Source organism: Mycobacterium hackensackense, from assembly GCF_025822555.1.
Lineage (GTDB): Bacteria > Actinomycetota > Actinomycetes > Mycobacteriales > Mycobacteriaceae > Mycobacterium > Mycobacterium fluoranthenivorans.
In genome coordinates this window covers 286,036-305,272 of sequence record NZ_JACKUC010000034.1, presented here as the reverse complement: position 1 = coordinate 305,272, position 19,237 = coordinate 286,036, and the positions used below count along the sequence as shown (strand labels likewise).

Here is a 19,237-nt window from a genome sequence, read left to right as displayed (position 1 = left end):
CGTATGGGTCACATTTAAGGAATCTTTGAGTCACGATTCTGAATATCGTGGCAATTCTTACCGCCGGGTAGGTTCGGGATGTTTGCGGGCGTTGCGCCGGATCGCCTTACTCAAGAGTCAGGATGACTCTGACCTGCGCCTGAGCTTCAAGATCGACAATTTCACGACCCTGCGATGTGTGTGCCGACACACGAAGGCGTCGATGTGACTCCAGCAAATGTTACTTCCGAGTTCTACTCCGGAGTAGGGCCTGCCGGCCAGTGAACCGTCCGTAACGCTGCTTCGTGATCGGGGCAGACGGATTGACGGTGTGACTTATCGTTGTTAACTTAACGGCGGTATCCAAGCCTGCTCTGGAGGGGAAGCTGCATGCTGAATCGAATCGCGCTACTCGCGATGGCCGCGCCCCGACGCGTGCTGGCGCTCGCGGCCCTGATCATGGTCGCGGCCGCGATCTTCGGCATCCCGGTCGCCAAGAGCCTGTCCGCCGGGGGTTTCCAGGACCCGACATCGGAATCGGCGCACGCGACCCAGCTGCTCACCGACAAGTTCCACCAGGGCGATATGCAGTTGATCATCACCGTCAGCTCGCCCGACGGTGTCAACGGCGCCGCGGCGACCACGGTCGGGAAGGAGATCGCCACCGCCCTCGGCAAGTCGCCTCATGTGGCCCAGGTGACCTCGGCGTGGACGGTGCCGCCCGGTTCTGGGGCGAGCGAAGCGACGGGGAATGGTCCCGCCGCAGACCTGATCAGCAAGGACAAGATGTCCGGGCTCATCGTCGCCGGCATCAACGGGGGTGAGAATGACGCTCAGAAGTACGCCAAGGAACTGTCCGACCGGCTCGTGCACGACCGCGATGGGGTGACGGTCCGCTCCGGTGGGGTGTCCATGGTCTACGCCCAGATCAACGCCCAGACCGAGCGGGACCTGCTGCTCATGGAGTCCATCGCGATCCCGCTGAGCTTCCTGGTGCTGGTCTGGGTGTTCGGCGGGCTGGTCGCCGCCGCGCTGCCGATGCTGGTCGGCGGGATGGCGATCCTGGGCACGATGTCGGTGCTGCGGCTCATCACCTTCTCCACCGATGTGTCGATCTTCGCGCTCAACCTGTCCACCGCGATGGGCCTGGCCCTGGCCATCGACTACACCCTGCTGATCATCAGCCGGTACCGCGATGAACTCGCCGAGGGGCAGCCGCGCGACCGCGCGCTGCTCCGCACCATGGCGACGGCGGGGCGGACGGTGCTGTTCTCGGCGACGACGCTGGCGCTGTCGATGGCGGCCATGCTGCTGTTCCCGATGTACTTCCTGAAGTCCTTCGCCTACGCCGGCGTCGCGACCGTGGGTTTCGCCGCGTTGGCGGCCATCATCGTCACGCCGGCCGCGATCTGGTTCCTCGGTGACCGCCTCGACGCGCTCAACGTGCGTTGGGTGTTCCGTCGCGTCGTGGACCCGTCGCCCAAGCCGGTCGAACAGACCTTCTGGTACCGGTGGGCGGGTGTCGTGATGCGCCGCGCCATCCCGATCGGCCTCGCCGTCACGGCGCTGCTGGTGCTGCTCGGTGCACCGTTCCTCGGCGTCAAATGGGGCTTCCCCGACGACCGGGTGCTGCCCAGCTCCGCCTCGGCGCACGAGGTCGGCGACCAACTGCGCAATGACTTCACCGACAACTCCGCGACGGCGGTGACCGCCGTCATCCCCGACGCCGACGGCCTGACCCCGGCCGAATTCGACCGCTACGCAGCGCAGCTGTCGAAAGTCGCCGCGGTGACCTCGGTCTCCAGCCCGACCGGCACCTTCGTCGGGGGTGACAAGGTGGGCCCCGCCGGGCCCACCGCCGGTCTCGCCGAGGGCAGCGCGTTCCTCACCGTCGCCAGCACCGCACCGCTGTTCTCCGATGGCTCCGAGCAGCAGCTCGACGCACTGCACGCCGTCAGCGGACCGGACGGCCGTGCCGTCGAGTTCGCCGGGATCGCGCAGATCAACCGCGACAGCGTCACCGCCATCACCACCCGGCTGCCCTGGGTACTCGGCGTGATCGCGGTGATCACCTTCGGTTTGCTCTTCCTGCTCACCGGCAGTGTGGTGCTTCCGATGAAAGCCCTTGTGCTCAACGTGCTTTCGCTCACCGCAGCGTTCGGGGCCCTGGTGTGGATCTTCCAGGACGGACATCTGTCGGCGCTGGGAACGACGGCCACCGGCACGCTGGTGGCCAATATGCCGGTGTTGTTGTTCTGCATCGCGTTCGGGTTGTCGATGGACTACGAGGTGTTCCTGGCGGCGCGCATCCGGGAGTACTGGCTGTCGCTGGACGGGCCGACCCGGCAGCGCAACGACAGGGCGGTGGCGCTCGGTCTGGCCCGCACCGGCCGGGTCATCACCGCCGCCGCGCTGGTCATGTCGATCTCGTTCGCCGCGCTGATCGCCGCACAGGTGTCGTTCATGCGGATGTTCGGCGTCGGCCTGACGCTGGCGGTGCTGGTCGATGCCACCCTGGTGCGGATGGTGCTGGTGCCGGCGTTCATGCATGTGGCGGGCGGCTGGAACTGGTGGGCGCCGAAGCCGCTGGCGTGGCTGCACGAGCGGATCGGCATCAGTGAGAACGGTCCGGAGCGCGACACGGAGAGCCGCGAGCCCGTGGCCGCCGGTGTGACGGACACTGGTCAGCGTGGTTGAAGCTCTCAAACGCCGGCGGGCTGCCCGCGGCTCGGGTGAACAGTTACGCGAGGAGATCCTCGACGCGACCACCGAACTCCTGCTGGAAACGGGTCACGCGAAAGCGGTGTCGATCCGGGCGGTAGCGCAGCGCGTCGGTGTCACCTCCCCGTCGATCTACCTGCATTTCGCCGATAAGGACGCACTGCTGGACGCCGTGTGCGCCCGGTACTTCGAGAGGCTCGACGAGGAGATGCAGCGGGTCGCGGTGGGCAAGAGCTCCACCATCGAGGTGCTGCGCGCCCAGGGGCTGGCCTACGTGCGGTTCGCCCGCGAGACCCCGCAGCTGTACCGGATCGCGACGATGGGCGAAGGCAGTCCCGGCAGTGACGTCGATATGACCCTGGCCAGTTCGGCGTTCGTACACATGCGTGACTCGATCGAAACGCTGATGGCCGAAGGGATTTACCCACAAGGGGATTCGACGGCCGCGGCGCTGGAACTGTGGACCGCCGTGCACGGTGTGGCGGCCCTGTTGATCGCCAAGCCGTACCTGCCGTGGGGTGATGCCGAGCAGTTCGCCGACCGCGTGTTGAGCGCCGTGTGCTGTGGCCGCATCGTCTACGGCATCGTGGGTCAGGATGCCACCCCGGAAGAGACCATCGCGAAATTGCAGGAGCTCAGATGACGACCATCGAGAATCCGTTCTTCGCCCGGGTGTGGACCGTGATGTCCGGCCACGAACCCGAATCGCTGCGGCGGCTGCGGGTGGAGAACCTCGCGGGACTGACCGGCCGGGTGCTGGAGGTCGGTGCGGGCACCGGCACCAATTTCGCCCATTATCCGACCGGTGTCACCGAGGTCGTCGCGGTCGAACCCGAACCCCGGCTTGCCGACGTGGCAGCCCGTGCCGCGCAATCGGCGCCCGTGCCGGTGACCGTCACCACCGACACCGTCGAGACGTACGCCGCCCAGCAGCCCTCCTGGGGCGAGCGGAGCGACGGGGAAATGTTCGACGCCGTGGTGTGCTCGCTGGTGCTGTGCTCGGTAGATGAACCCGATGCCGTTCTGCGGCAACTATTTTCGATGATCTCACCGGGTGGCCAGTTGCGCTATCTGGAACATGTCGCAAGCTCGGGCCCGCGCGCCTCGCTGCAGCGGCTGGCCGACGCGACGGTGTGGCCGCGACTGCTCGGCAACTGCCACACCCACCGCGATACCGAAGCCTCGATCGTGGCCGCCGGATTCGAGGTGAGCAGGTCGCGGCGCCAGCTGACGTTCCCGGCGTGGGCGCCGGTGCCGGTCGCCGAGTTCGCGATCGGCCAGGCGGTGCGGCCCGGTTAACCCAGCAGGGCGGGCAGGCGCTGCAGCAACCCGGGCAGTGCCGTGGCCGCGGTCTCCCGCACCACCACCGTCGCGGCCGCCGACAAGGGCGTGGCCTGCGGGTTCACCTCGATGACGGGGATACCGTTGGCCAGCGCGGCCTCCGGCAGGCCCGCGGCCGGATAGACGATCGACGACGTCCCCACCACGATCACCACATCGGCCCCGGCCACCGCAGCCACCGCGCCGTTCCAGGCGGCGTCGGGCAGGCCTTCGCCGAACCACACCACGTCGGGCCGGATCAGGCCGCCACACGCGCACCGGGGCGGGTCGATGGCCTCGACCGGCGCCGGCATCGCCGGCAGTGCTCCGGTGAACGGCAAATGGCAACGATCGCAACGGAATTCGAACAGGCTGCCGTGCAGGTGGTGAACCTGGCTGCTACCGGCGCGTTCGTGCAGATTGTCGACGTTCTGGGTGGCGATGTGGACATCGGCGTAGTCTTCCCACGCCGCGACGGCGCGGTGGCCGTTGTTCGGTTGGACGGCGTCCATCATGTAGTGGCGCCACAGGTACCACGCCCAGACCTTCTCCGGATGCCGCTGCCAACCCTCGCTGCTGGAGATCTCGTAGGGGTCGACGTTCGCCCATAAACCCGTCTCCACGTCGCGAAACGTCGGCACACCGCTCTCGGCGGACATGCCGGCCCCGCTGAGCACCGTCACCTGCACACCACCAAAGTAGCGGGTGTGGGCGATACTGGGCACATGGCCGGGTTGGGGGAGTGGGTCCGGCTGGACGCGCAGGCGGCAAGCCCTTTGTTCGACCAGTTACGGACCCAGATCATTGATGTGGTGCGGGACGGCCGGCTGGAGCCGGGCACTCGGTTGCCGACGGTGCGCGATCTGGCCGGTCAAGTGGGACTGGCGGTCAACACCGTCGCCCGTGCGTATCGGGAGTTGGAAGCCGCGGGGATTCTCGAAACCCGTGGGCGGTTCGGCACATTCGTGGCGCGGGTGGATCCGGCCGATACGGCGATGGCGGCCGCCGCGCATGCCTTCGCCGAAACGGCACGCCAACTCGGTATCGGAAAAGCCGAAGCGCTGCGCTATCTGGACGCGGTCCTGGACTGAGCGCTCCAGCGCACGACGTCCAGTGCCACAGCGACGTCCACGCTGCGTTCGGCCAGTGGGCGGGGCAACAGCTCGTCGGCGCGTGCCAGCCGCCGCAACAGGGTGTTGCGATGGGTGTACAGCCGTGCAGCCGCCCGCGAGGCGTTGCACTGTTCGCCGACGAATGTTCGTACCGTGTGCTGAAGTTCGGGACTCGCGGTCTCGAAGTCGCCGAGCGTGCGGTGCACGAACTCGGCGACCCGGGCGGCGTCGGCGGTGATCAGGGCGACCAGCTGGATGTCGGTGAACAAGGCGAGCCGCTGCGGTGAATGCAGCCTCGCCATCATCTGCTGGGTGGTGATCGCGTCGAAATGGCTGCGCCGGAAGCCGTCGATTCCCTCGGCTGTCGAGCCGATCGCCACCCGGATATCTGGCGACTGTGCGACGAGTGCTTCCAGTGCACAGGTCTCGATGTGGCCGGGTGCCCACACCCAGCGGGTCGCCACACTGGGCAGCACGCTCAGCGGGCGCCGTCCGCCGGCCGCCAGCCCGATGGCCTCTGCGGCCCGCTCGAGTTGGGCCAGGTCCCCGTCGGGGTGCTCGCACCAGATCACCACGGCGGTGTGGGTGCCGGTCAACGCGTAGCCGAGGCGGCTTTCGGCGCGCTGCCGGGGGATGGGTGCGCCGTCGAGAATGAGCGCGACGGTCTCGCGCCGTTCGGCGTGGGTGCCGTGGGTGATCTCGTCGCGTTCGAGTTCGATCTGGGTGGCGATGCCGGTCAGGGTCGCGTCGATGAACGTGCTGATCGACCGCGAGCAGATCTGCAACATCTCGTGCAGCTCGGCGGGATCGGAGGACAGGTCGAAGGCGATGTCCATGAGGCGCCGCCACGCCACCCCTTCGCCGACCCGATAGGCATCCAGGGGAAAGGCGTCGATGCCGCGGCGCACCAGCTCGCGGGCGATGGACAGGGGCTCGGGTCCGGTGTTGGGAGGGACGGGTGCGCCGGGGTCCCGTACATTGGCGGTGCCCCAGAAGAACAGGTTGGCCCGGTTGCTGCGACTGACGGCGGCGGCGAGTTCGGGATCGGAGCCGATCGCGGGATTGGCGTTGAGCACCGCGTCATCGAGCTCCTGGAGCCACTCGGGCCGGGCATTGACGACGATCTGCGCGCACCGCCGGATCAGCTCCCGCACCGGCGGTGATGGTTTCGCCCACTCCACCCGGTCAGCCTAGGAGAATGGTGCAAAGTGCACATCGTGATGGACAGAATGGGTTATTTCGACCTTGGGTTCGGGGTGGTCGGACGGCGACCATAGAGACATGACTCACACCGAACACGTCGACGTGTTGATCGTCGGCGCAGGTATCTCGGGCATCGGCGCCGCCTACTACCTGCAGCAGGAGCATCCGGGGCGCAGCTACGCGATCCTGGAGGCCCGCGGCGCGACCGGTGGGACCTGGGACCTGTTCCGTTATCCGGGTATCCGGTCGGACTCCGATCTGCACACCTTCGGCTACGAGTTCAAGCCGTGGCGCGACGAGTACGCCATCGCGACCGCCGACAAGATCCTGGCCTACCTGCGTGAGACCGTCGACGAGAACGGTATCGAGCGCCGGATCCGGTTCCACCACAAGGTGCTCGGCGCGGCATGGAGCTCCGCCGAATCCCGTTGGAGGGTCGATGTCGAGCGCGACGGGGAGATGATCCAGATCAGCGCGGACTGGCTGTTCTGTGCCGGTGGCTACTACCGCTACGACCAGGGTTACACCCCGGAATTCCCAGGGCGCGAACGGTTCACCGGGCAGATCGTGCATCCCCAGCACTGGCCCGAGGACCTCGACTACACCGGTAAGAAGGTGGTCGTCATCGGCAGCGGCGCCACCGCGGTGACCCTGATCCCGGCGATGGCCCCCACCGCCGGACACGTCACGATGCTGCAGCGCTCACCGACCTACGTCATGCCGGTGCCCGCGAAGGACGGCTTCGCCAACGCCGCCAAGAAGCTGCTGGGTGACAAGCGCGGTTACGCCCTGACCCGGCGCAAGAACATCCTCAAGCAGCGGTCGGTCTACGTGCTGTGCCAGAAGTACCCGGCGGCCGCCCGCAGGCTGATCCGCTCAATCAACGCCAAGCAGCTGCCCGCCGGATATCCGGTCGACGAGCATTTCAACCCGACCTACAACCCGTGGGACCAGCGGCTGTGCGCGGTACCCGACGCCGACCTGTTCAAGGCGCTCAGCGACGGCAGCGCATCGGTGGTCACCGATCGGATCGCCACCTTCACCGAGAACGGCATCCTGCTGGAGTCCGGCCGCGAGCTGGAAGCCGACATCATCGTCACCGCGACGGGATTGCAGATCCAGTTGTTCGGCGGGATGGGGCTGACGGTGGACGGCGAGCCGGTGAACCCGGCGGAAACCGTTGCCTACAAAGGCATCATGTTGTCCGGTGTACCCAACTTCGCCTTCGCGTTCGGCTATACCAACTCGTCGTGGACGCTGAAGGTAGGGCTGTTGTGCGAGCACTTCTGCCGGCTGCTGTCCTATATGGATGCCCACGGTTTCGACGCGGTCCGGCCGGAGGTCCTCGACACGGCCATGCCGACGCTGCCGCTGATCGATTTCGGTGCCGGGTACGTCAGCCGCAGCGCGGCGGAGCTGCCCCGTCAGGGTGTCGACGGCCCGTGGCAGATGACGATGAACTACACCGCCGACGTCGAGACACTGCGGCACGGGCCCGTGACCGATTCGCATCTGCGATTCAGCGCGAGGGTCGCCGCTGCGGAACCGGTGGCCGCTCGATGACCGACCGGTACTGCCTGCTGTCTGACGGCAACCGGGTGTGCTACCGCACCGACGGTGATCCCGCGGGTCAGCCGCTGGTATTGATCGCGGGCCTCACCCTGGACCTCACCAGCTGGCCGAGGGAGATGGTCGACGGGTTGACCGAGCGCGGATTCCACGTGATCCGGCTGGACAACCGCGACGTCGGGCGCTCCACCTGGGCCACCACCACACCGCCCGGGAGGCTGCGCCAGCTCACCCACCGGCCCCGGCGTGACGGCTACGACCTCGCGGATATGGCCGCCGACATCGTCGGACTGCTCGACCACCTCGGTATCGAGCGGGCACACCTGGTGGGGATGTCGATGGGCGGCATGATCGCCCAGACGGTGGCCGCGCGGTACCCGGACCGGGCGCTGTCGTTGACGTCCATCTTCTCGACCACCGGCGCGCCCCAGGTCGGACAGCCCGCCGTCGCCACATTGATGCTGATGGCCGCGCGGCCACCACGGACCAGGCGGGCGTTCATCGAGCGCCATGTGAAGATGATGAAACATCTTGCCGGCAAAAGCTTTCCGATGGACGTCGCCGGCGCGGTGGAATACGCCGCCGGCGCCTGGGAACGCGGACCGGGTCCCTGCGCTGCTGCCGGCGTGGCACGGCAGATCAACGCGATCTACAAATCCGGGGACCGCACGGCGGAGTTGGCCCGCATCACCGCCCCGACCCAGGTCGTGCACGGGGACCGGGACCTCATCGTGCATCCCAGCGGCGGTATGGCCACCGCGGCGGCCATACCCGCTGCTCGGCATCTGACCATCCCCGGGATGGGCCACGACCTTGCCCCCGGTGTGACGGGCCGGCTGGTGAGGGTCATCAGCGAGAACGCGGCCCGCGCAACCGAGTCGCGCGAGCGCAGCGACGGGGAGATCGTCGGCTCAGCCGAACTCCAGCAAGGTGGTCACCCCGCGCAGCGAATCCAGTAGCGGAATCCGGTAGGCCGCCCAGATCAGGGTGTTGACCACCCGGCCGCGGCCCGGCGGCAGCGGGACGTCATGGACGGCACGGACACCGGGCACGGTGTTGATCAGGTCGGCGGCACCGGCCACCGAGAGGCTGAACGGCATCGGCGGCACCCGGTAGCGCAGCGAGGGACGCAGCAGACCGTTGCGCGCCCACCACGCGAACCAGTGCGGCGGCAGGTCGAACATCATCTGCCCGCCGGGGAACCGCTTCGCGCATTCGGCGATCAGGCTCATCGCCTCCGCGGGCTGCAGATACATCAGCAGACCCTCGGCCGTGATGAACACCCCGTTGGCGTCCTCGACTTTGTCCATCCAGCTGTAGTCCAGTGCGGATTGTGCGCAGGTGTGGATCCGGTCCGACGGCGGCAGCAGTTTCTCGCGAAGCGCCACGATCGGGGGGAGATCGACGGTGAGCCAGGTGAATTCGTTGCTCACACCGGAGGCGTCGATGCGGTAGAAGCTGGTCTGCAGGCCCTCGGCGAGAGCGACGACGGTGGCGGCCGGATGGTCGCGCAGATAGGCGCGGGTGGCCGTATCGAAGGTCAGCGCCCGCAGCGCCATGTCCTGGCGGTTCGCGGACCCGAACTTCGCGAAGTCGAACTCGATGGAGTCAGCCAGGCTGACGGCGACCGGATCATCGAGGATGGCATCCGGTCGGCGGGCTTCGTTGGCCCGGACCTGCAGGGTCAGCAGTGCGGTCTCGGAGACACCGGTCAGCGCCGAGGCGTCGATCTTCTGGGAGCTCACCGCGCCGAATGTACCCGTTCGGGTCAGCGCAGCACCTTGTCCAGGGTGCGTAGATTGCGGGTGGTGGTCGACGACTTGTAGCGCTTCTTGCCCATCGTCTTGCCGATCGCCGAGTCCAGCGTCGCCGCGCGGGCGACCTGCCAGTACAGGACACCGTCGCCCTGGGCCGCGGTTTCGCCGGCCTCGGTGGCCAGCGCGGCCAACTCCTGGAGAAGGTCGTCGTCGCTGACGAAGGTGACATAGGAGTGGTGCTCGGGAACATCGCGCTCGAACGGGTACCGCTGAACAATCTCGCGGAGCTCGTCCAATCCGTAGACCAGTACCCAGGCGTCGTAACCGAACGCCTCCCGCAACGCCGCCTCCGCGGTGCGTCGCACCGACGCAGCTCCGGAAGTGCTGTCCAGCAACACGTTTCCACTGGCCAGCACGGTCTTGACGTCGCCGAAGCCGGCCTCGGTGAACACCTTGGCGACGTCGGCCATCTTCAGGTTCACCCCGCCGACGTTGACACCGCGCAGAAACGCGGCGTAGCGGGTCACGCGGACTCCGACATCGTCACCGGCACGCCGGCCAAAGTCGTGCCACCAATCCTGGGCAGAGCGGTCATCGTTGCGATCCTATCGACGTACGCTCGCTACATGGGTCGCCTGGTTTTCGATGACAAGTTGCTGGCATTGATCAGCGGGAATTCGCTGGGGGTGCTGGCGACGATCAAATCCGACGGCCGGCCGCAGCTGTCCAACGTGTCGTACTACTTCGATCCACGCGAGGTGGCGGTGCAGGTGTCGATCACCGAGCCGCGGGCCAAGACGCGCAATCTGCGGCGGGACCCGCGGGCGTCGCTGCTCGTCAGCTCGGACGACGGTTGGTCCTATGCGGTGGCCGAGGGCGGTGCCATCCTCACGCCGCCGGCGGCAGAACCACACGATGACACCGTCGAGGGGCTGATTGCCTTGTACCGCAACATTGCCGGTGAGCACCCGGACTGGGATGACTATCGCCGGGCGATGGTCGAGGATCGGCGGGTGCTGCTCACCATCCCGATCGCCCATCTGTACGGGATGCCGCCCGGTCTGCGCTGATCGGGCCGGTTCTCGGATAGGCTCATGCGATGGCCGAGAAACCGGAAGAAGACGACACCAAGCGCAAGTTCCGGGAGGCGCTGGAACGGAAGAAGGCGCAGTCATCCGGCGCCAACTCGCACGCAGACGGCCGGGCGAATAAATCGAAGGCCCACGGCGTGGTGGAGAATCGCAGGGAGTTCCGCCGCAAGAGCGGTTAGTCCGGTGTGCGGGCCAGGCTCCGGGCGGCCGCCAGTGCGGTGAGCAGCACCGCGACGCACAGCAGTCCCGGGCCTTTGAGTCCCCAGCTCACCGAGGCGAGGGTGGCGGCGCCGGCGAGGCAGAGCAGCGTTCCGACCGCGGTCCCGCGGGCGGCGGTGACGGCGCCGCCGTCCCAGTAGGGCAGCGGATTGTTCTCCAGCGGTCGCAGCGCCATGAACAGCGCGGCGACCAGCGCCACCATGAGCGCCAGCTGCACGATGCTCAGTGCGAGCAGATGGGGCTGCCCGGGGTAACGGGGCAGCCCCAGATAGTCGAACGCCAGGTGCAGGCCCAGCAGCGCCGGCATATGCCACAGGTACAGCGTCATCGCGCCGCTGTTGCCGATGACCGTCAGCCACCACACCCGCGGCCGGGTGGCCCAGCGACTGATGGCCGGCGCGGCGGCAATGGCGAAGGCGCACATCATGATTGCGTGCCCGGCCAGCAACAGCGATGGTGGCGTCATATTCTTCAGACGCTGGCTTTCGATGCCGACGAGGCTCAGTTCGTACGGGCCGAAGCGCAGTAGCGCCAGGTTGACCGCCAGCATCATGACACCGAGCGCGGCAGCTGTGGACGGGCGCAGCAGACCGCGGCGGTAGGCCACGCCGAACATGCCGGGCAACAGCCAGACCGACAGGTTCGCATAGCCCAGCCAACCCAGGCTCGGGTCGTTGACGCGAGCCGCGTCCACCACGGCGATGAGCCCGTAGCCGACGGCCACCGCCCCGGCCAGGCGCGCGGTGGTGGTGATCCGGGCCAGCAGCGGAACCGACGCCAGCACAAGGACATACGCGCCGAGGAACCAGAGCAGCTGCGTCGAGATCCCGGCGATCGGCTCGTAGACGTGCACCGGTGCCACCCGGTGTAGCACCATCAGCGCCACCGCCCAGAACGCCAGGTAGGAGAACACCGGCCGGTAGAGGCGGGTGCAGCGTTTGAATAGCCAGGCGCCCCAGTCGCCGGCCGAATTGTTGTGGTAGGACGTGACCGAACTCGCCACGCCGGCGAAGAAGAACAGCGGCATGATCTGGAAGATCCAGGTCAGTGCCTGCAGGACGGCCGAGGTGGTGAGCAGGTTGTCCCAGTGGAACACCTGGTCGGTGATGATGCTGGTGGCCATCAGCGTATGGCCGGTGACCACGCCGAGCAGGGACACGATGCGGATGACGTCGAGGGCGCGGTCCCGGTCGGCCGGGGTGGCCCGGGCCACCTCGGCGACGCTGGGAAACGTGGTCGCGGGCATGGCTCGACGCTAAATCAGCGACGCGCGATGCACCTGAGTAGAACCACTCAACTCACGCCGAGGCAGGGGTGCCGCGGCGCTCCTGGACCAGGATCGCGGCCAGGCAGACCATGGCCAGCGCCGCGACCACCACCGCGAACACCTCGCCGGCGGTGCGCAATCCCCATGCGTGCGCGGCCAGTCCGGCGCCCACCACCGGCAGCGAGATGGCCACATAGGCGACCACGAAGTACGTCGAGCTGACCTCGGCGCGGCGTTCGGTGGGCACCTGTTCGACGACGGCGGCCAGACCGCGGCTGAAGCTGATGCCCTGGCCGGTGCCGGCCACCAGAGCCGCGACCAGGATGCCCGTCAGTGAGGAGAAGTGCAGCGCGGCAGCCAGTATCACCATGCCGATCACGAGGACGGCACTGCCCGCCGCGACCGCGCGGGCCGGTGCGATCCGCCGTCCCGCCAGTTGGGCCACGGCCGAGGCCAGGAAGATCGACGAGGCCACGGCACCGCCGACGGCGTGGTTGTCGTTGCCGACCACGTTCGCGACGAACGCCGGCGCCACCGACGTGAACAAGCCCATCACGGCGAAGCCGGCGAAAGCCGCGGTGGCGGCGGTGATGAAAACGGCGCGGGCCTCGACGGGTACCGACAGCCGCTGCATGCCGATCCGGCCGGTGCGGTCGGAGGTCTCCGGGGCGATCAGAACCGCTGCGATGGCCAGGACCACGAGCACGATGTGCACCACGAACGGCAGGGTCAGCGCATGCGGTTCGTACTGCACCAGCAGGCCGGCCAGAATGGGCCCGGCACCCAGGCCGCCGATATTGGCGACCGTCGCGACCACGGCGCCGCGCTCACGTTGCGCGGCGGGCAGGGCCTCCACCACGGCGGCCGTCGCCGTTCCGGTGAAGATACCTGCTGACAGGCCGGACAGCAGTCGTCCCACCAGGAGCACGGCCACACTGTCGGCGAAGAGGAAGACCACCGCACTGGCCAGCGCGAACACCAGACCGCCGAGCAGCACCGGGCGCCGCCCGATCGCATCGGACCAGCCGCCGACGACGAGGAGGGCGCCGAGCACGCCGATGGCGTAGGCGGCGAAGACGATCGTGGTGGTGAGCACCGCGAAATGCATCTGCGCCGCATAGAGCGCGTACATCGGTGTCGGCAGGGTGGTGCCGAGCATCACGGCGGCGAACGCGAAGGCCAGGAGTGGGAATGCCAGGCGGCGGCGGGTGTTCACTCCGCTGAACAACGCCGCCGCCGCCATGGGTAATCCATACCCCGCTGTGATGCTCGCTAATGCACGATGGCCTTCTCGGCACCGACGCCGGTCAGCGACCGCACCTCCATCTCGGCATTGAGTTCCGCGTCGCCCTCGTCCGAGGACGTCAGCGTCCCGATGATGCCCAGCAGGAAGGCCAGCGGGATCGACACGATACCCGGGTTGGCCAGTGGGAACCACGCGAAATCCGCGCCCGGGATCATCGCGGTCTTCGACCCGGAAACGGCGGGAGAGAAGACGATGAGCACGATGGTCGAGATCAGCCCGCCGTACATGCTCCACAGCGCGCCGCGGGTGTTGAACCGGCGCCAGTACAGCGAGTAGACGATGGTGGGCAGATTCGCCGCCGCGGCCACCGCGAACGCCAGAGCGACCAGGAAGGCGATGTTCTGACCGTTGGCCAGGATCCCCAGCCCGATGGCCACCAGCCCGAGTACGACCGCGGTGATCCGGGAGACCCTGACCTGCTCCTCCTCGGTGACCTTGTGTCCCTTGAGGACACTGGCATAGACGTCATGCGCGAACGACGCCGACGCGGTGATGGTCAGGCCGGCGACCACCGCGAGGATGGTGGCGAACGCGACGGCGGAGATGATGCCGAGCAGCACCACGCCACCCAGTTCCAGGGCCAGCAACGGAGCCGCCGAATTCTGGCCGCCCGCGGCGGACAGGATGCGGTCCGGCCCCACGATGGCGGCGGCGCCGTAACCGAGCACCAGAGTGAACAGGTAGAAGGCACCGATCAGGGCGATGGCCCACACCACCGATCGGCGGGCCTCCTTGGCAGTGGGCACGGTGTAGAAGCGCATCAGCACATGCGGCAGACCCGCGGTGCCCAAGACCAGCGCCAGCCCCAGTGACAGGAAGTTGATCTTCGAGGTGGTCGATCCGCCGTACTGTGCACCCGGGGCGAGCACATCGCGGCTGGCCACCCCCTTGGTGGTGGCATCGGAGACGGCCGACTGGGCGGCCCCGAGGATCTCGGAGAAGTTCAGGCCGAACTTGGCCAGCACCATGACCGTCATCAGCGCGGCACCGGTGATCAGCAGGACGGCCTTGATGATCTGCACCCACGTGGTGCCCTTCATGCCACCGACCAGCACGTAGACGATCATCAGGATGCCGACGACGGCGATCACCAGCGACTGGCCGGTCTTGCTGTGGACGTTGAGCAGCAGGGCCACCAGACCGCCGGCCCCGGCCATCTGTGCCAGGAGGTAGAACAGCGACACCGTCAACGTCGTGGTGGCCGCGGCCAGCCGGACCGGGCGTTGCTTGAGCCGGAAACTCAACACGTCGGCCATCGTGAATCTGCCGGTGTTGCGCAGCAATTCGGCCACCAGCAGCAGTGCCACCAGCCAGGCGACCAGGAAGCCGATGGAGTAGAGGAAGCCGTCATAGCCGTAGACGGCGATGGCGCCGGCGATGCCGAGGAAGCTGGCCGCCGACAGGTAGTCACCGGCGATGGCGATGCCGTTCTGGGGGCCGGAGAAGGCGCGGCCGCCGGTGAAGAATTCGTCGGCGGATTTGTTGTTGCCGCTCGCCCGGATCACCACGTACATGGTGACGGCCACGAAGACGCCGAAGATCGCGATATTGGCGACCGGATTGCCCACCGAATCCGATGCTGCGAGAAGGGTGGTCACTTCGCGGGCCCTTCCAGCTCGGCGCGGATGGCGGCCGCGCGTGGGTCCAGCTCGCGGTTGGCGAACCGGACGTAGATGCCGGTGATGAGGAAGGTGGTGACGAACTGCCCCAGCCCGAGCAGCAGGCCGGCGTTCACGTTGCCGAACACCTTGGTGGCCATGAAATCGTGGGCGAAGGCGCCCAGCAGGACGTACAGCCCGTACCAGATGAGGAAGAACGCCGTCATCGGGAAGACGAAACGGCGCAGTCTGCTGCGCAACTCCTGGAACTCGGGGCTGTTCTGAACTTCGACGAACTCGGCGCCGGTGGGCGCGGAGCGACTGTCGGTGGTGGGCACGTGGGACTCCTTGACGTCGACTGTGAACCAGCTGGTAACCGAACCTAAGTGAGATGCGGGTCACATGGGTGGAGTTGACGCCGAAGCCGGGCACCGATGCGCTGAACGGTCGATGCGTGGCGGTGAGCGGCGCGGACCGCGCCATTGCTTGCACGAGAATCGAGTACTTCACTACGCGCGTGACGGGAACACGTGAGTGCCAGCCTTTGGAGTGCAGGCCGATGTTCAGGCATTCGCTAGGGGGTTGCTCGTGTTCAATCGCATTGTTTCAGAAGTATCTTCGGAATCCGGATACCAGGCGGGTGCCAAGTGATCACGCCCTTGGTGGCTCTGGACGGGGCCGTTGCGGCTGTCGAGGATGTCGGCCGGGGATTGATCTGGATCGTCGAAGGCGGCCAGCCGAGTCTGGCCTCGTATGATGTGGCGGCCGGCGCGCTCAGCCGACACCTCGCCTTCGATGAAGTCCCCAGCGGCGTGGCGCTCAGCGGTGACCGCAAAGAAGTGCTGGTCGCCCTCGCCGACGGACGCGTGCTGACCATCGACGCCGATGGTCCGATAGCGGCCAGCCCGGTCGTCACCGTGGCCTCATCACTTGGGCAGGCCGCTGCCACAACGCCGTTGGCTGGGCGCGGGCACGCTCTGGTCGTGTCCGCGCCGGCTGAAGAGGTACTCGCCCTTCGGCTCAGCGACGGCCAGCGACGAGTGCTCGCCGACCTGCCTGGTTTGACGGGCGTTTGCGCCAGCGCAAGCGATGTATGGGCCGCCGCGACCTCCGCAGGAGAAGGCCGACTGGTGAAGCTCATCACCGGGGCGACCCAGGGCGTCGTCGCGAGTCTGTTGCCTACCGGCCATGTGACGGTGAGCGCCGACTCCGAGTTGTTGCTCGTCGCACATCCCGGCGCTGACCGGGTCTCGGTTTTCCGGTTTGCAGACGGATCGGTGACCACGTGCGCGACCGATGTACCGGTTCTGGACGGGGGAATCGTCGAGATGCACGGCCTGGACGACGGTCGCTTCCTTCTGCTCACGGAGAGGGGTCTGGCGGTCGCAGACGATCTCGCCTCCCTGGAGAGCCGGCCGCGTCTGGTCCCGCCGAGCGCGCCGTTGTTCGTCGGATCCTGGGTCCAATTGCAGTACGACCTGTCCGGTTCGATGCTGACCGACGATGACATCTCCTTCGTCGTGGACGGCGATCCGGATGCCGCGCTGGTCTCCCACACCGCGTCGGTTCCCGGGGGCAAGAAGATCCCCATGTTGGTCGCGGGTGGCCTGCTCGGCCGCTTCGAAGTCGCCATGGTGGAGACCAGCTCTGGCAACGAACTCGACCGGGCCGGTTTCGAGGTCACCGATAAGTGGCACGATCCTGACCACGGACCCTCGCGAATGCTGCAGGGCGACAGTCAGCCGACTCCGGCAGGCGACTGGGGTGGCGGCCCCGGCACACCGCAGAATCTGGGAGCGCAAGCGCACAGCGGTCGTTGGCGCGTCCTGATCCTCATGGTCAATACTGCAGACGGGTCCTACCCGACGGGGCCCGGCCAGCTCGACAGCGCGCGCAAAGCGATCCTGGACGAGATCCAGGACGGTGTGTCATTCAACGGCAAGACACGGTCGGCGCGGCACTACTACGAGGAGTTGTCGGGCTGGAACCCCGGAACGGGGCGGGGTCTGACGATTCAGGCGTACAACAACCGCGTCTACGGCCCTGTCGCCCTGCCCGATGGGTGGACCAACTACTTCGCGCAGAAGAAGGACAGCGCCGGAACCGTCATCGACGCCCGCTGGTCGTCGATGGGGGCCACCGTGCAGACGATCATCACGCGGACCATCAACGACGGACTTCTGACCACCGCCGACTACGGCAACATCGACGTCCTGTTGATGGTCCCGTTCTCGCCGGACGCCCCCGGCGTCGGCGACAAACGGTTCGTCTGGCCGCATGCGAGCATCGGGCCCGAATCCTTCCTGGCCGGAACAAATGTCGCCGACCAGAAGCTGTTCGGCTATCTGTTCGCGCCTCCCGACTTCGCCACACAGGACGGTCGTCAGCTGCACAGCACCGTCTCTCACGAGCTGGGACACACACTCGGACTGCCCGACCTTTACAACTTCCCTTCTTATGCGCCCAACATCACCTCGCGGCTGGTTCCGGACTGGGACATGATGGGCGGCAGCCGGGACACGTTGCCGCACTATTCGCTGTCCAACCGTATGCGGCAGGGTTGGATCGATGCCAGTCACCTGAAGCTGTACAACTTCATCGGGCAGGGTGCGGTCAACGACCCGATCACTCTGCACGCCGCGGAACTCGGCGCTCCACCGGCTGGAAGGGTGCGTGGTATCGAGATCCGGCTGGCGGACGGCTGGAACACCTATGTCGAATACCGCGCCACCCAGCCCGCCCAGATTGCGGACGGACTGCCGGCCAATCGCCGCGTCGTCATCACCGACGTCACCTCCGACTCATTTGTCACACCTAACTCGCGACCGCCAATCATCTTCGTCGCCAACGATTCCGACGGTGATGGGCCGATTCTGGACACCAATCGCGACTATGATGACGTCGACCCCGCTACCCAGAAGTCGTTGCAGATCCGGGTGACATCCACGGCGGCCGACAATGCCGTGATCAACGTCAAGTACGGATCGAATGGCCGACCCGACCCTGGCATCCGGCCATGGACAGGAGGCCCGAATTGGCAGAGTCCCGACATTGAGGTGCGCAACGCCAAATCCGCTGCCGATCCGGGGCGCTGGTTCAACACGCCGTGGGTGGGAAACCCGAATACCATTGTCGCCAAAGTCCGTAACAGCGGCGATCTCTTGTGCAAAGGCGTGGTCGTCGACTTCTTCGTTGTCGAATTCACCACGGGCGACGGACCGATGATTCCGTTGGGAAGCGACACCCACGATATCGCCCCCACCTCCACCGTCGAATTCTCCACCGGCTGGTCGCCGCCAGCAGACTCCGGCCACTACTGCATCATCGTGCGGATCAGGCTCTACCAGGATCCGGCGATCGCCGGCGTGGTCGAGACCAACATCTACAACAACGAAGCACGATCCAACTACACGCGTTTCGTGTCGGCGTCGGCATCGCCATCATCGCGGCCGAGTGTCGAGGTCGCCCTGGCCAATCCGTTCGAGGAGTCGACATTGGTGCGGGCGGTGGTGCGACAGACACACCCCTACCACCGCGTGTACGTCGATCACACCTGGCTGCGCGTCCCGGCCGGCTCAAGTCGGCGGGTGCGCGTCTTCGACGAAGCGCTGCACGGGTTTCCGGAGGAGGACCGCATCGGTCACGACATCACCGAGGAGTTGTGGGGCCGCGACAACCAGGTCAGTATCGAGGGCTGGGCTGAGCGTCCGTTCGCGGCCGATTGCGGTGCCTCGACGCTGACCGGCGGTGCCGGCATCCGAGTGGGTTCCGGGCGTGCCACGGATACGACCATCGAGCGCGCAGGGTTCACCCAAGCTGCGGGAGAGGTCCGTTGGGTCGGCGAAGGAGGCGGCCACCCGAACGGATCCGTTGTGGTGGTCGCCCGTGAAACCGACGAGAACGGTGTGGTGGACCCGATCGGTGACCGCGTCACGGCCCAGGCAACACTTCACAACGGCCACTTCCAGGTCGAGTTCCGCCGTCGCCTCGACTCCGAATTCGGGGTGCTACAAGCGTATTTCCTGGGTGGAGTCGGTGCTGCCCCGTCGGAAAGTGACTTGCGCCGTGCTGAGGGCTAAGTCATCCCATCGCCTG

At 67.0% G+C, this 19,237-nt stretch carries 17 protein-coding genes; 9 read left to right on the top strand and 8 right to left on the bottom strand.

The genetic code is table 11. From position 1 onward, the window contains the following. The first annotated feature begins 369 nt into the window (after positions 1-369). From H7J86_RS27590 to H7J86_RS27580, 3 genes are read left to right on the top strand one after another with little or no spacing between them, the layout of a single operon-like run. Positions 370-2,676 (top strand): MMPL family transporter, encoded by a 2,307-nt coding sequence (locus H7J86_RS27590; protein ID WP_267294851.1) that lies wholly within the window; start codon positions 370-372, stop codon positions 2,674-2,676. Next, complete coding sequence (locus tag H7J86_RS27585) at positions 2,669-3,343, top strand: TetR/AcrR family transcriptional regulator (protein ID WP_170847472.1); 675 nt, start codon at positions 2,669-2,671, stop codon at positions 3,341-3,343. Before H7J86_RS27590 ends, H7J86_RS27585 begins: the two co-directional genes overlap by 8 nt. Then, positions 3,340-3,999 (top strand): class I SAM-dependent methyltransferase, encoded by a 660-nt coding sequence (locus tag H7J86_RS27580; protein ID WP_267294850.1) that lies wholly within the window; start codon positions 3,340-3,342, stop codon positions 3,997-3,999. Before H7J86_RS27585 ends, H7J86_RS27580 begins: the two co-directional genes overlap by 4 nt. On the opposite strand, the gene H7J86_RS27575 is transcribed toward H7J86_RS27580, so the two are convergent. Beyond that, entirely contained in the window at positions 3,996-4,709 is a 714-nt protein-coding gene (locus tag H7J86_RS27575) for an NAD-dependent deacylase (protein ID WP_090363634.1), read from the bottom strand. The two genes, H7J86_RS27580 and H7J86_RS27575, sit on opposite strands and share 4 nt — an antisense overlap. A gap of 36 nt (positions 4,710-4,745) precedes the next feature. Here H7J86_RS27575 and H7J86_RS27570 point away from each other — a divergent pair, with 36 nt between their 5' ends. Next, the gene (locus H7J86_RS27570) at positions 4,746-5,111 is read left to right on the top strand and encodes an Rv1152 family transcriptional regulator (RefSeq protein ID WP_090363467.1); all 366 of its coding nucleotides are present in this window, start codon (positions 4,746-4,748) and stop codon (positions 5,109-5,111) included. Here the strand turns inward: H7J86_RS27570 and H7J86_RS27565 are convergent. Beyond that, on the bottom strand, positions 5,087-6,313 hold the full coding sequence (locus tag H7J86_RS27565; protein ID WP_267294849.1) for an Rv1453 family transcriptional regulator: 1,227 nt from the start codon (positions 6,311-6,313) through the stop codon (positions 5,087-5,089). The genes H7J86_RS27570 and H7J86_RS27565 overlap by 25 nt on opposite strands. A 100-nt stretch (positions 6,314-6,413) precedes the next feature. Here H7J86_RS27565 and H7J86_RS27560 point away from each other — a divergent pair, with 100 nt between their 5' ends. Both H7J86_RS27560 and H7J86_RS27555 read left to right on the top strand, forming a co-directional pair. Next, positions 6,414-7,898, top strand: a complete 1,485-nt coding sequence (locus H7J86_RS27560) for a flavin-containing monooxygenase (RefSeq protein ID WP_267294848.1) — start codon at positions 6,414-6,416, stop codon at positions 7,896-7,898. Beyond that, positions 7,895-8,863 (top strand): alpha/beta fold hydrolase, encoded by a 969-nt coding sequence (locus H7J86_RS27555; protein WP_267294847.1) that lies wholly within the window; start codon positions 7,895-7,897, stop codon positions 8,861-8,863. The genes H7J86_RS27560 and H7J86_RS27555 overlap by 4 nt, the downstream gene beginning before the upstream one ends. Here H7J86_RS27555 and H7J86_RS27550 read toward each other — a convergent pair. Next, positions 8,816-9,649 (bottom strand): class I SAM-dependent methyltransferase, encoded by an 834-nt coding sequence (locus H7J86_RS27550; protein WP_167164063.1) that lies wholly within the window; start codon positions 9,647-9,649, stop codon positions 8,816-8,818. The genes H7J86_RS27555 and H7J86_RS27550 overlap by 48 nt on opposite strands. A gap of 23 nt (positions 9,650-9,672) precedes the next feature. Then, complete coding sequence (locus tag H7J86_RS27545; RefSeq protein ID WP_267294846.1) at positions 9,673-10,188, bottom strand: DUF1697 domain-containing protein; 516 nt, start codon at positions 10,186-10,188, stop codon at positions 9,673-9,675. A gap of 99 nt (positions 10,189-10,287) precedes the next feature. Between H7J86_RS27545 and H7J86_RS27540 the strand changes: the two genes are divergently transcribed. Together H7J86_RS27540 and H7J86_RS27535 are read left to right on the top strand one after the other, a co-directional pair. After that, positions 10,288-10,731: a PPOX class F420-dependent oxidoreductase gene (locus tag H7J86_RS27540; RefSeq protein WP_187096643.1), complete on the top strand. Its 444-nt coding sequence runs from the start codon at positions 10,288-10,290 to the stop codon at positions 10,729-10,731. A 29-nt stretch (positions 10,732-10,760) separates the two neighbouring features. Next, complete coding sequence (locus H7J86_RS27535; protein WP_090363476.1) at positions 10,761-10,931, top strand: DUF5302 domain-containing protein; 171 nt, start codon at positions 10,761-10,763, stop codon at positions 10,929-10,931. Here the strand turns inward: H7J86_RS27535 and H7J86_RS27530 are convergent. Genes H7J86_RS27530 through H7J86_RS27515 form a run of 4 tightly spaced genes read right to left on the bottom strand, consistent with a single transcriptional unit; the run spans position 10,928 to position 15,480 of the window. Further along, on the bottom strand, positions 10,928-12,217 hold the full coding sequence (locus H7J86_RS27530) for an acyltransferase family protein (RefSeq protein WP_267294845.1): 1,290 nt from the start codon (positions 12,215-12,217) through the stop codon (positions 10,928-10,930). The two genes, H7J86_RS27535 and H7J86_RS27530, sit on opposite strands and share 4 nt — an antisense overlap. Before the next feature lie 52 nt (positions 12,218-12,269). Further along, a complete protein-coding gene (locus H7J86_RS27525; protein ID WP_267294844.1) occupies positions 12,270-13,481 on the bottom strand; it encodes an MFS transporter in 1,212 nt (403 codons plus the stop codon). A 29-nt stretch (positions 13,482-13,510) separates the two neighbouring features. Then, positions 13,511-15,142, bottom strand: a complete 1,632-nt coding sequence (locus H7J86_RS27520; protein WP_090363481.1) for a monocarboxylic acid transporter — start codon at positions 15,140-15,142, stop codon at positions 13,511-13,513. Beyond that, complete coding sequence (locus tag H7J86_RS27515; RefSeq protein WP_090363483.1) at positions 15,139-15,480, bottom strand: DUF485 domain-containing protein; 342 nt, start codon at positions 15,478-15,480, stop codon at positions 15,139-15,141. Before H7J86_RS27515 ends, H7J86_RS27520 begins: the two co-directional genes overlap by 4 nt. Positions 15,481-15,789: 309 nt before the next feature. On the opposite strand from H7J86_RS27515, the gene H7J86_RS27510 reads away from it, so the two are divergent. Then, positions 15,790-19,221, top strand: coding sequence for a metallopeptidase domain-containing protein (locus tag H7J86_RS27510; RefSeq protein ID WP_267294843.1), 3,432 nt, complete (start codon positions 15,790-15,792; stop codon positions 19,219-19,221). Positions 19,222-19,237 lie beyond the last annotated feature (16 nt).